We start from the raw sequence: 12,093 nt of genomic DNA, 5'->3' as shown, positions 1-12,093 counted from the left end.
GCTACGCGAGACGGTGGCGAAGCCAGGCGAGTCCGTGGGCGCCCAGGGCGTCCCACTGACGCCCGGGCGTCTCGGCGGGCGGCGCCGACCGGGCGCGGGCGGTGCAGGGTGAGACCGGCCGGGGACAGCCAGCCGGACGGGTCCGTCGCCGTCAGGCCGGCGAGGGGACGGGTGATCGTCCGTCCGGCCTCGACGAGGACGAGCCGGCCGGGGCCGAACGGTCCCTCGGCCGCCCCGAACGCGGCGAGCGTGCCGTCGGCCGCCGCCCGCAGCGGCAGCCCGGGGGCCCGGTCGACCCGGACCGCCACGGGTTCGGCCAGGATCAACAGCCAGCGACCGTCCGGAAGTTCACGCAGCTCGGCGCCGTCCCGCCAGTGCGCCAGGACGCGGTGGACGGCCTCCGCCCGGCCGATCACGGGCACGTCGAGGACGAACCCGGCGGCGGTGACGGTGGCGCGCGGGGAGAGTGCCGTGCCGGGGCTCACCGGTTGCTCCAGAGGAAGTGGCGGATCCGGCCGGTGACGGCGTCGCCGATCACGATCCGGCCGGAGGCCGTCTCGGCGGCGATCAGCGGCAGGGTGGGGTGCAGGGCCGGCTGGGTCGGGCCGCCGGAGAACCGGCTCAGCGTGCGGACGCCGTCGGCGCGGACCGCCCGCAGCGTGCGCACGCCGGGCGACCAGGTGATCAGCGCGGGCTCGCGGCGGTCGTGGACCAGACCGAGCACCTCGGCGTTCTCCCGGAAGGAGAGCCGCCGTTCGTCACCGAGCCTGGTCCAGACCGTCCACCTCTTGCCGTCCTCGGACCAGGCGACGGTGCCTCCCGCGTGCAGCAGGTGCCTGGCCCGGGCGGCGTCGGGCTGCAACCTCCGCTCGAAGAGCCGCGGTTCGCGGAACCGGTTGAAGTGGCTCGGGCTCTCGGCGCCCCGGCCGACCGGCCCGTCGTCGGTGACCGTGCCGTCGGCCGCGAGCCGCCGCCAGCGGCCGGCGACCGGCAGGAGCAGGTCGCCGCCGGTGCGCAGCAGCGGCAGGAGCGGCCGGGTCAGCAGTCGCGCCAGCTCCGCCCCGTCGAGGCCGAGGTCGGCCGGATCGGCCCGGTAGTCGCCGGGCGAGCCGAACGGACGGCCGCTGATGTACGGGATCAGGTGCCCCTTGCGGAGCTGGAGGGCGATCAGCCGCCGGCCGACCCGCCCGGCGGCGACCACCGGCCCGTGCAGCCGGTGCCGCTTCGCCCGGAGGACGGTGGGATGCAGGTGGTCGGTGTCCGGGATGCCGACGGCCAGCAGGACGTCCGTGCTCGCGCCCCGGGCGACCAGGGTGCGGGACTCGGTGGTGAAGGCGGGCAGCGCTCCCCCGGTCGCGCCGAAGGCCTCGGGCAGGGGGACGGCCGGCGGGGCGTCGGGGCCGCTGCGGCGGAACTCCGCGCCGCGCCGTGCCCGGACGGCGATCTCGCCGGCGGGCAGGGCCAGTTCGACCTCGGACCGGTCGATCAGCACGGTGACGTGGGTGGCGCCGGCCGTGCCCCAGCGGGTCGTCTCGCTCGTCAGCACCCGGGGCCGGGCGGGGAGGCGGGCGGCGAGCCGGGGTGAGGTGAGCAGCCAGGCGCGGTCGGCGGCGTCCAGTGCCTGCCGGGCGCGGTCCACGTCCTCGGGCGTCGGGTCGGCGGGCCGGCGCGAGCGCAGCCAGGCGGGCAGCAACTCGGCGAGGTCCCCCGTGAGCCACCGGTCGGGCGGGTCGCCGAGGACGCCCACGACGAGTTCGGTGCCGCGTACGGCGGCCCGCCGGTGCAGGACGAGCAGCGCGGCGAGCTGGACCAGCCGGCCGGGCCCGGCCTGGGCAGGCCCGGCGTCGACCAGTGCGACGGTCCGGCCCCGACTGACCGGGGTGCGGAACTCGGGTGCGAGGTAGAGGAGTTCACGGTCCGCGAAGCGGCGCAGGAACTCGTCGGGGTACTCCTCGGCGAGCAGCCATTCGGTGGGCAGCAGCTGGTCCGGCCGGCCGGTCCGGCCGAGGCCGCCGAGCCCCTCCGGGCTGCCCGGGCCGTCGGCCACCGGCTCGCGCTCGCCCACCTGGGAGTCGAGGTGGCGCAGCAACGGCCCGAGCGCGAGGGCGAGTTCGGGGGTGAGCGCGGACAGCGTGCCCGCCCAGGGCGCCAGCCCGACGGGCATCCGCCCGGGCCCCGCAACTCGCCCGGCCCCCACCGTCCGCCCGGCCTCCACCGGCGCCCCGGCGGTCATCGGGCGGCCCTCCGGATGTACGGGGTGAGAGCCTCGGGGTCGGTCGCGGGGGCGGGCGGGGCGGCGACGAGGGCGTGGCCGGGGGTGAGGACGCAGAGCTGTCCGGCCTCGGCGCCGAGGGCGGTGCGCCAGACGACGGCGGCGGGGACGGGCCGGGCGGTGGTCGGCACCAGGAGCCCGCCGTCGTGGCCGAGGTAGCGGGCGCCGTCCGCCCAGGGGAGGTCGTCCTCGGCGCCGAGGACGAGCAGTGCGGTGTCGTCGGCGAGCACGCCGAGCCGGGCGCCGTCGGCGATCCGGTCCCGGGTGGCGGCGGCCAGCGCGGGGACGGCCCCGTCGGTGGCGAGGACGGCGGCGGCGGTGAGCGGCGGTTCGCGGCGCTCCCAGCCGAGTCTGACGGCGGGCGGTGCGGCGGGAGCGACGGCGGGCGCGACGGAGGGCGGTGCGGTGGGAGCGACGGCCGGGGACGGGGCCGACGGGGCGTCGGGCGGCACGGTGGTCACGAGGGCGCGACCGCCGCGACCAGCTCGGCCCGTATGCCGGCCAGGCCGGCGGGCAGGTCCGCGGGGGCGAACCCGGCGTCGATCTCCCGCAGGGCGGCCTCCAGCCGGAGCCGCGCGTCGCGGCCCCCGGGCAGCTCGCGGTGGGCGGCGAGCAGCTCGGCCCCGGTACGGGTGAGCCGTTCGGCGCGCGCGGCCGAACTGCGCGACAGTTCCTCGGCGGCGTGCACGAGGCTCTGGTTGGCGGCCTTCTCGATGAGGTCGCCGAGGGTGTCGCGGGCGAGCGCCTGGGTGTCGGCGGTCGGGGCGATCAGCGGCAGCACCCACAGGTCGCGGGCGGAGGCGGCGGTACGGCCGTCCAGGACGGCGGCGGCGGCGACCAGCCGTTGCGATCGGACGGCCCGCCGGTCGCCGATCGGCACGCCGGCGGCGCGCAGCCGGCGCAGTGCGGCGCCGAGCAGCGGGGTGACGTCGTCCAGGTCGCAGGTGCGGGCGGCGGCGGCGAGCCGGTCGAGGGCGGCGAGCAGGTCGGTGGGCCGGACGGGGGCGGCGGCGGGCCTGCGCCCGGCCTCCAGCAGTTCCTCCAGCCGGGCGTCGGCGACCGGCTCCACGAAGACGCGGGCGAGGAAGCGGTCGGCGAAGGCGGCGAGCGCGGGGTCGTCCGGCAGGTGGTTGGCGGCGCCGACACAGACCCGCAGCGGGCTGGCGAGGACGGTTCCGCCGCGCCGGAAGACGCGGTCGTTGAGCAGGCCGAGCAGGGTGTTGAGGACGGCCGTGGAGCCGAGGAAGACCTCGTCGAGGAAGGCGATGTCGGCCTCGGGCAGCATGCCGGCGGTCTCGAACTCGACCCGGCCCTCGCGCAGGCTGCGCAGGTCGACGGGGCCGAACAGCTCGTTGGGTTCGGTGAACCGGCCGAGCAGGTACTCGAAGTAGCGTCCGCCGAGCTGCGCGGCGACCCGGCGGACGGCCTCGGACTTGGCGGTGCCGGGCGGGCCGACGACCAGCAGGTGCTCGCCGGCGACCGCGCAGAGCGCCACGACCTCGGCCACCGTCTCACGGTCGATCATGCCCCGGCCGGCGGCGGCCACGGCGGCGCCGATCAGTTCGGCGTCCGGCCGGAGCGCGGCGGCGGGGTCGGCCGCCGGGTCGCCCGCCCGGCCGTCCACCAAGTCGCCCACGAGGCCGTCCGCGAGGTCGTCCGCACAGGAGGGCGCAGGTACGGGCGCAGGTACGGGCTCGGATGCGGGTGCGGGCTCGGCCGTGCGGGCGGCGGTCGGGATGCTGGTGTCGGTCACGAGCACCGGAGTCTACGGTGGCCGCACCGGGGGCTACCAGCGGTTTCGGAGGGGGCCGGAGGGGGTCAGTACTTGATCCGTTCCCAGCCCCGCTTCGGCGCCCGGTCGGCGAGCTGCTCCGGGCCGCGGCTGCGGTAGACGATGTAGGGGCGGAACAGGTACTGCACGGGGGCGCTGAACATGTGGACCAGGCGGGTGTACGGCAGCAGGGCGAACAGCGCCAGGCCGACCACCGCGTGGAGCCTGAACGCGAGCGGGACGTCGGCCATCAGCCCGACGTCGGGCCGGAGGGTGAACAGGCTGCGGGCCCACGGGGCGATGGTGGTGCGGTAGTCGTACCCCTCGCTCACCGAGGAGTGCATCAGCTTGGCGACCAGCCCCAGGACGATCGCACCCAGCAGCACGACGTACATCAGCTTGTCGTTGCGGGTGGTGGCGCGGAACACGGCCGCGTTGCGGCGCCGGCGGTAGAGCAGCATCAGGATCCCGGCCACCGCCAGGGACCCGGCCGCGCAGCCCGCGAAGAGCGACACCAGGTGGTAGGCGTGCTCGTCCAGGCCGACGGCGTCCGTCCACGAGGCGGGGACGAACAGGCCCATCAGATGGCCGGCGAGGACGAAGAGGATGCCGTAGTGGAACATCGGCGAGGCGATGTTCAGCAGCCGCGACTCGTAGATCTCGGAGGAGCGGGTGGTCCAGCCGAACTTGTCGTAGCGGTACCGCCAGACCAGGCCGGAGACCAGCAGCACGGCGGCCAGGTACGGCAGCACGCCCCAGAGGAAGGTGTTCATCGGCGGAAGGTGTTCATCGGCGGACTCCGCTCAGGAGGGCAGGACGGGGAGCAGGCCGAGGTGGCCGTAGGGCAGGTCCGCGTCCAGGCCCACCTGCTCGCGCGGCGGCCCGCTGCGGGCGAGTGCCCGGGCGGCGGCCCGGTCCTTGGGGGACGGTCCGGGCAGGGTCGCGCAGACGGCGACGAGGACGTCGGCGTACGGCGTGCCGTGCTCGGTGAGGGCGAGCCGCAGGAGTTCGAGGGCCGGCCGGTGCTCGCGCAGCAGCGCGTCCGAGCCGGTGGCGGCCGCGAACTCCAGGACCGCGGGCAGGAAGTCGGGGAGCTCCTCGTCGGTGAACTCCAGGCCGTGCGCCCGGTAGACCTCCTTGAACCGGACCAGGGCCTCGCCGCGCCGCCGGGTGTCGCCGTCGGTCCACCAGCTGAGGTGGAGGCTGTGGCGCTGGGTGAAGTCGAAGGTCTCGACGTAGTCGGCGGCGAGTTCGGGGGCGGAGCGCGTCCCGGCGCGGGCGAGGAAGGCGCGCAGCGGTTCGGCGGCCGGGTGGCGGACCGGCCGGAGCTCCGCCGCCAGCAGCCGGAGGGTACCGGGGGCGTCCCGGTCGGGGTAGCAGAGCAGTACGGCGGCGGCCCGGCGCACCAGGGCGAGGTCCTCGGTCACCGGGGTTCCTCCTCGTCGGTCCGGTCGGCGGTCTGGCGTCTGCGCAGGGCGTGGAAGCTCTCGATCGTCACCATCGGCAGGGTCCGCCGGCCGGAGTCGGCACCGACGGGCCCGTCGGCGCCGTCCGGCCCCATGCCCGGCCCTCCTTCGTGGTCGAGTCCGCAGCCGGTGGGGACGGCGGACTCCTCCAGCCGCTCGGCGTCGGCCCGCGCGGCGGTCGGGATGACGTACCGGTCCTCGTACTTGGCGACGGCGAGCAGCCGGAACAGCTCGTCGATCTGCGGACCGTCGAGACCGACGGCCCGGGCCGCGGCGAGGTCGGGCTCCCGGCCGAGGTTGACGGAGCGCATGTACGAGCGCATCGCGACGAGCCGGTCGAGGGCCGCGCGGACCGGGCGGGTGTCGCCCGCGGTGAACAGTTCGGCGAGGTATTCGAGCGGGATCCGCAGGGCGTCGATCGCACCGAAGAGGTTGCCGGGGTCCTCCCCGTCGTGGCCGCTCCGGGCGACCTCCTCGACGACCGGGGAGAGCGGCGGGATGTACCAGACCATGGGCATCGTCCGGTACTCCGGGTGGAGCGGCAGCGCGACCCGGTAGGTGCTGATGAGGGTGTGGACCGGCGAGCGGCGGGCGGCCTCGATCCAGTCGTGCGGGATGCCGTCGCGCTCGGCGGCCCGCCGCACCTCGGGGTCGGCCGGGTCGAGGAAGACACCCAACTGCGCTTCGTAGAGGTCGTGTTCGTCGGCCACGGAGGCGGCGGCGGCCACCCGGTCGGCGTCGTAGAGCATGACGCCGAGGTAGCGCAGCCGCCCGACGCAGGTCTCGGAGCAGACGGTGGGCAGGCCGACCTCGACGCGCGGGTAGCAGAAGGTGCACTTCTCGGCCTTGCCGGTGCGGTGGTTGAAGTAGATCTTCTTGTACGGGCAGCCGGTCACGCACTGGCGCCAGCCCCGGCAGCCGTCCTGGTCGACGAGGACGATGCCGTCCTCCTCGCGCTTGTAGATCGCGCCGGACGGGCAGGCGGCGACGCAGGACGGGTTGAGGCAGTGTTCGCAGATCCGGGGCAGGTAGAACATGAAGCTCTGCTCGAACTCGAAGCGGATCCGGCGGCCCGCCTCGGTGCGCATCCGCTCCACGTTGGGGTCCTCGGGCCCGTACGTGGGCGCGCCGCCGAGGTCGTCGTCCCAGTTGGGCGACCACTCGACCGTCATCGGCTTGCCGGTGACGAGCGAGTGCGGACGGGCGACGGGGTAGTCGTCGCCGAGCGGCGCGTCGGTGAGGGCCCGGTAGTCGTACGTCCAGGGCTCGTAGTAGTCCCGGAGGGTGGGGAGCACGGGGTTGGCGAAGATCGAGGCCAGCTTGAACAGCCGGCTGCCCTGCCTGAGCCGGAGCCGGCCCCGCCGGTCGAGCCGCCAGCCGCCCCGCCACTTCTCCTGGTCCTCGTAGCGGCGCGGGTAGCCGAGTCCGGGGCGGGTCTCGACGTTGTTGAACCAGGCGTACTCCATGCCCTGCCGGTTGGTCCAGGTCTGTTTGCAGGTGACGGAACAGGTGTGGCAGCCGATGCACTTGTCGAGGTTCATGACCATGGCGACCTGGGCCATGACGCGTCCGACGGGAGCTTCACGCTGGGGCATCAGTACCGCACCTCCTGGCTGCGGCGGCGGATCACCGTCACCTCGTCACGCTGGTTCCCGGTCGGGCCGAAGTAGTTGAAAGCCCACGAGAGCTGGGCGTAGCCGCCGATCAGGTGGGTCGGTTTGAGCAGCACCCGGGTCAGCGAGTTGTGGATGCCGCCGCGCCGCCCGGTGGTCTCCGACCGGGGGACGTTGACGGTGCGTTCCTGGGCGTGGTGCATGTACACCGTGCCGGGCGGCATGCGGTGGGAGACGACCGCGCGGGCGACGACGACGCCGTTGCGGTTGACGGCCTCGATCCAGTCGTTGTCCTCGACGCCGATGGCCGCCGCGTCCTCGACCGACATCCAGACGACCTGCCCGCCCCGCGAGAGGGCGAGCATGAAGAGGTTGTCCTGGTACTCGGAGTGGATCGACCACTTGTTGTGCGGCGTGAGGTAGCGCACCGTCACCTCCCGCTGCCCGTCCGGTCCGAGGGCGGGTTCGCCGAACAGCCGGTGCATGTCCAGCGGCGGCCGGTAGACGGGCAGCGCCTCCCCCAGCTCGTGCATCCAGTCGTGGTCGACGAAGAAGTGCTGCCGGCCGCTGAGCGTGTGCCAGGGCTTGAGGTGCTCCGTGTTGAGGGTGAACGGGCTGTAGCGGCGCCCGCCCGCCTCGCTGCCGGACCACTCGGGCGAGGTGATCACCGGGACCGGCGCGGCCTGGGTGTCGGCGTAGCCGATCCGCCGGCCCTCGTGCTCGGCGGCGAGGTGCGCCATCTCCTGCCCCGTACGGGCCTCCAGGGTGCGGAACCCCTGGGTGGCCAGCCGGCCGTTGGTGGTGCCGGACAGTGCCAGCACGGTGTCGGCCGCCTTGACGGCGGTGTCCAGCGCGGGGCGGCCGTCGGCGGGGCCGCCGCGGACGACCCCGTTGAGGCGCCCGAGGTACTCGACCTCCTCGTCCGGCCGCAGGGCGATGCCCTTGGCGGGCAGGCCGAGCCGTTCCACCAGCGGGCCGAGGGCCGCCATCTTGGCCCCGATCGCGGTGTAGTCGCGTTCGACGACGGTCAGGTTCGGCAGGGTCGCGCCGGGCACCGGCGCGCACTCCCCCTGGCGCCAGTCCAGGGCGACGCCGCCGGGCTGCGCCGTCTCGCCGGGGGTGTCGTGCTGGAACGGGGTGGCGACCAGGTCGTGCCGGGTGCCGAGGTGGTCGCGCGCCAGCTCGCTGAAGCGCCCGGCGATCGCGTGGAAGGCCTCGAAGTCGGTGCGCGCCTGCCAGGGCGGGTCGATCGCCGGGGTGAAGGCGTGCACGTACGGGTGCATGTCGGTGGAGGAGAGGTCGTGCTTCTCGTACCAGGTCGCGGCGGGCAGCACGACGTCCGACAGCAGCGTCGACGAGGTCATCCGGAAGTCCAGCGAGAGCAGCAGGTCGAGCTTCCCCTCCGGTGCCTCCTCGTGCCAGCGGACGTCGCGGGGGCGGACCGACTCGTCGGCCTCGCGGGCGCGCAGCGAGGAGTGGGTGCCCAGCAGGTGCCGGGTGAAGTACTCGGCGCCCTTGCCGGAGGAGCCGAGCAGGTTGGCCCGCCACAGCGTCATCACCCGGGGCCAGTTGGCGGGGGCGTCCGGGTCCTCGCAGGCGAACCCGAGCCGCCCGGCGGCGAGTTCGTCGACCACGTGGTCCTTCGGGTCGCGGCCCCGGGCCCGGGCCTCGTCGACCAGGTCGAGCGGGTTTCGGTCGAAGGTCGGGTAGGACGGCATCCAGCCGAGCCGGGCCGAACGGGCCAGCAGGTCGACGGTGGCCAGGCCGCGGAACCGGCCGGTGCCGAGCGGGGACGCGAGGACGTCCGCGGAGAAGGTGTCGTAGCGCCACTGGTCGGTGTGGAGGAAGAACCACCCGGTGCCGATCATCTGCCGGGGCGGGCGGGCCCAGTCGGCGGCGCCGGCCAGGGTCGCCCAGCCGGTCGACGGGCGGCACTTCTCCTGGCCGACGTAGTGCGCCCAGCCCCCGCCGTTGCGGCCCTGGCAGCCGGTGAGGGTCAGCAGGGCGAGGAACGTGCGGTAGATCGTCTCGGAGTGGAACCAGTGGTTGGTCCCGGCACCCATCAGGATCATGCACCGGCCCTCGGACTCCTCGGCCGTCCGCGCGAACTCCCTTGCCACGCGCACCGCCTGGGCCGCCGGCACGGAGGTGTGCAGCTCCTGCCAGGCGGGGGTGCCGGGCGTTCGCACGTCGTCGTAGGAGGACGGCCAGTGCCCCGGCAGGTCGGCGCGGCCGACCCCGTACTGGGCGAGCAGGAGGTCGTACACGGTGGTGACCAGCGGCCCGTCCGGGCCGCCGAGCCTGGTCGCGGGCACGCCCCGGCGGACGGTCTCGCCGCGGCCCTGGCCGTGCTCGCCGCCCTCGGTGTCGAAGCGCGGCAGCAGCACCTCCACGGGCTCCGCGGCCCCGTCCGCGTACAGCGACAGGCGCGGGCGGACGTCCTGGAGGTCGAGGTTCCACCGGCCCTTGCCGGACTCGGTCCAGCGGAAGCCGAGCGAGCCGTTGGGCACGGCCGGGCGCCCGGTCGCCTCGTCGAGCACGGCGAGCTTCCACTCGGCGCCCTCTCCGGTGTCGCCCAGGTCGCTCGCCCGGACGAACTTGTCGGCCACGAACGCCCCGTCCCGGGCGGTGAGCGTGACGAGGAACGGCAGGTCGGTGAAGCGGCGGACGTAGTCCTCGAAGAACGGCGTCGGCCGGTCCACGAAGAACTCGCGCAGGATCACGTGCCCCATCGCGAAGGCGAGCGCGCCGTCCGTCCCCGGGTGCGGGTGCATCCACTCGTCGGCGAACTTGGTGTTGTCCGCGTAGTCCGGGGAGACGGCCACCACCTTCTGGCCCCGGTAGCGGGCCTCGGCCATCCAGTGCGCGTCCGGGGTCCGCGTGACGGGCACGTTGGAGCCCCACATCATCAGGTAGGCGGCGTCCCACCAGTCACCCGACTCCGGGACGTCGGTCTGGTCGCCGAACACCTGCGGCGAGGCGACCGGCAGGTCCGCGTACCAGTCGTAGAAGGAGAGCATCGGGGCGCCGATGAGGGAGTGGAAGCGGGCGCCCGCCGCGTGCGACACCATCGACATCGCCGGGATCGGCGAGAACCCGGCGATCCGGTCCGGGCCGTACTGCCTGACGGTGTGGACGTGCGCGGCGGCGATGATCTCCACCGCCTCGTCCCAGCTCGCCCGGACGAGCCCGCCCTTGCCACGGGCCCTCTGGTAGGCGCGGCGGCGCTCCGGATCCGCCTGGATGTCGGCCCAGGCCAGCACCGGGTCCTTCAGCCGGCCCAGCGCCTCGCGGTACAGCTCCAGCAGCGTCCCGCGCACGTACGGGTAGCGCACCCGGGTGGGCGAGTAGGTGTACCAGGAGAAGGCGGCGCCGCGCGGGCAGCCGCGCGGCTCGTACTCGGGCCGGTCCGGGCCGACGGACGGGTAGTCGGTGGCCTGGGTCTCCCAGGTGATGATCCCGTCCTTGACGTAGACCTTCCAGCGGCACGACCCGGTGCAGTTGACGCCGTGGGTGGAGTTGACGACCTTGTCGTGGCTCCAGCGGTCCCGGTAGAAGGCGTCCGACTCGCGTCCGCCGGTGATCCGCACGCTGTGCAGGTCGGCCGCCGCCGTCCCGGGGCGGAAGAACCGGCCGGCCCGCAGCAGCGGGGCCCCCGGCTCGCCCGCCGGCCCCACCTCGCCGGTTCCGCTCGTCTGCCCCGGCTCGCTCGTCGGCTCGCGCACCTGGCACCTTCCCGTTCCGGACCCGCCCGTGGGGCCCATCGAACCCGAGGGCGGCCCGGCGCGCGCGGCGGGAGGTCCCATCGGGTGGGCGGCCTCCCCCGCGCTGGGCCTTCCCGTCCGACCCCGCCCTGTCCCGCCCTGTCCCGCCCCGCCCCGTCCCGCCCCGCCCCGCCCCGTCCCGCCCCGTCCGACCGGCGTGCGGGGGCGTTCCGACTGGCGGGACCGGCGCGCGGGCGCTGCGATGGAGGTCATGAACGAGCCCAGCGACCGCCGGTGGGCCGCGCCGCCCCCGGGGGCCGGCGCGGTGGTGATGGCGACCGGGATCATCTCGGTCGGCTTCCACCTCACCGGCTTCGACGTGCTCTCGACGGTGGCCCTCGTCCTGGCCGCGGCGATCTGGCTGCTCCTCGCGGCCGGCTTCGCCGCGCTGCTGGTCGGCGACCGGCGGGGCTGGACCTCCCTCGCGCGGACCCCGCCCGCCCTCACGGCGGTGGCCGCCACCGACGTGCTCGGCGTCCGGCTCGACCTGCTGGGCTGGACCGGGACGGCCGCCGCGCTGCTCGTCCTCGCCACCGCGGCCTGGCCGGTCCTGCTGACGGCGGTGCTGCGCCACCTCGGGCGGCGGATGCCGGGCGCGGCGTTCCTGATCTGCGTCGCCACCCAGGGCCTCGCCGTACTGGCCGCCGTCCTCGCCCCGCAGACCACCGACTGGCTCGCCCGGGCGGCCCTGCTGCTGTTCCTGCTGGGGCTGGTCCTGTACGGGGACGCGCTGTTCCGCTTCGACCTCCGCCAGGTGGCGACGGGGGCCGGCGACCACTGGGTCGCGGGCGGGGCCATGGCCATCTCCGCCCTCGCGGGTTCCAAGCTGCTCGCGTCGGGGGTCTGGTCGGGGACGGCGCACTCCGTCCTGCGGACGACCACCCTCGTCCTGCTCGCACTCGCGCTCGCCTGGTACCTGGTCCTGCTCTGCGCCGAACTCCTGCACCCCCGGACCGGGTACGACCTGCGCCGCTGGTCCACGGTCTTCCCGCTGGGCATGACCGCCGTGGCGTGCCTCTCCACGGCCGCCGCCGCGCGGGTGCCCTGGCTGGACACGCTCGGCCGCCCGCTGCTGTGGGTCGCCGCGGCGGTCTGGCTGCTCACCGCCTGGGATGCAGATCGCCCGCGCGCGCGGCATCGCGGTGATCGGCACGGCCGGGGCTGCGAACCAGGACTACCTGCGCGGCCTGGGCGCCCTCGCCACGAC

At 75.2% G+C, this 12,093-nt stretch carries 8 protein-coding genes and 2 pseudogenes; 2 read left to right on the top strand and 8 right to left on the bottom strand.

Translation table 11 applies throughout. The annotated features are described in order from the left end of the window. The 8 genes from ABZY91_RS39590 to ABZY91_RS39555 all read right to left on the bottom strand — a co-directional run. Positions 1 to 485: bpX6 domain-containing protein (locus tag ABZY91_RS39590; RefSeq protein ID WP_355408806.1), on the bottom strand; the 485-nt coding region annotated here is incomplete at its 3' end. After that, entirely contained in the window at positions 482 to 2,164 is a 1,683-nt protein-coding gene (locus ABZY91_RS39585) for a hypothetical protein (RefSeq protein ID WP_355408804.1), read from the bottom strand. The genes ABZY91_RS39585 and ABZY91_RS39590, both read right to left, overlap by 4 nt. Before the next feature lie 65 nt (positions 2,165 to 2,229). Then, entirely contained in the window at positions 2,230 to 2,733 is a 504-nt protein-coding gene (locus tag ABZY91_RS39580) for a hypothetical protein (RefSeq protein WP_355408802.1), read from the bottom strand. After that, positions 2,730 to 4,025: an AAA family ATPase gene (locus ABZY91_RS39575; RefSeq protein ID WP_355408800.1), complete on the bottom strand. Its 1,296-nt coding sequence runs from the start codon at positions 4,023 to 4,025 to the stop codon at positions 2,730 to 2,732. Before ABZY91_RS39575 ends, ABZY91_RS39580 begins: the two co-directional genes overlap by 4 nt. Before the next feature lie 65 nt (positions 4,026 to 4,090). Beyond that, positions 4,091 to 4,816, bottom strand: a complete 726-nt coding sequence (narI, locus tag ABZY91_RS39570) for a respiratory nitrate reductase subunit gamma (protein ID WP_355408798.1) — start codon at positions 4,814 to 4,816, stop codon at positions 4,091 to 4,093. 30 nt (positions 4,817 to 4,846) lie between these two features. Then, a complete protein-coding gene (gene narJ, locus ABZY91_RS39565; protein WP_355408796.1) occupies positions 4,847 to 5,470 on the bottom strand; it encodes a nitrate reductase molybdenum cofactor assembly chaperone in 624 nt (207 codons plus the stop codon). Continuing rightward, positions 5,467 to 7,104, bottom strand: a complete 1,638-nt coding sequence (gene narH / locus ABZY91_RS39560) for a nitrate reductase subunit beta (RefSeq protein WP_329952762.1) — start codon at positions 7,102 to 7,104, stop codon at positions 5,467 to 5,469. The genes narJ and narH overlap by 4 nt, the downstream gene beginning before the upstream one ends. Then, entirely contained in the window at positions 7,104 to 10,799 is a 3,696-nt protein-coding gene (locus ABZY91_RS39555) for a nitrate reductase subunit alpha (RefSeq protein WP_355408808.1), read from the bottom strand. Before ABZY91_RS39555 ends, narH begins: the two co-directional genes overlap by 1 nt. 298 nt (positions 10,800 to 11,097) lie before the next feature. Here ABZY91_RS39555 and ABZY91_RS39550 point away from each other — a divergent pair. Next, a pseudogene (locus ABZY91_RS39550) lies at positions 11,098 to 11,985 on the top strand (tellurite resistance/C4-dicarboxylate transporter family protein); the annotation flags it as partial. 13 nt (positions 11,986 to 11,998) lie between these two features. Beyond that, a pseudogene (locus ABZY91_RS39545) lies at positions 11,999 to 12,093 on the top strand (NADP-dependent oxidoreductase); the annotation flags it as partial.

This window comes from Kitasatospora sp. NPDC002965, from assembly GCF_040611255.1.
Lineage (GTDB): Bacteria > Actinomycetota > Actinomycetes > Streptomycetales > Streptomycetaceae > Kitasatospora.
This window is presented reverse-complemented; position numbering and strand designations above follow the sequence as displayed.

Coding starts and splice junctions, on each gene's coding strand:
- ABZY91_RS39585 (WP_355408804.1), bottom strand. CDS start 2,164: ATGCCCGTCGGGCTGGCGCCCTGGGCGGGCACGCTGTCCGCGCTCACC.
- narI (WP_355408798.1), bottom strand. CDS start 4,816: ATGAACACCTTCCTCTGGGGCGTGCTGCCGTACCTGGCCGCCGTGCTG.
- narH (WP_329952762.1), bottom strand. CDS start 7,104: ATGCCCCAGCGTGAAGCTCCCGTCGGACGCGTCATGGCCCAGGTCGCC.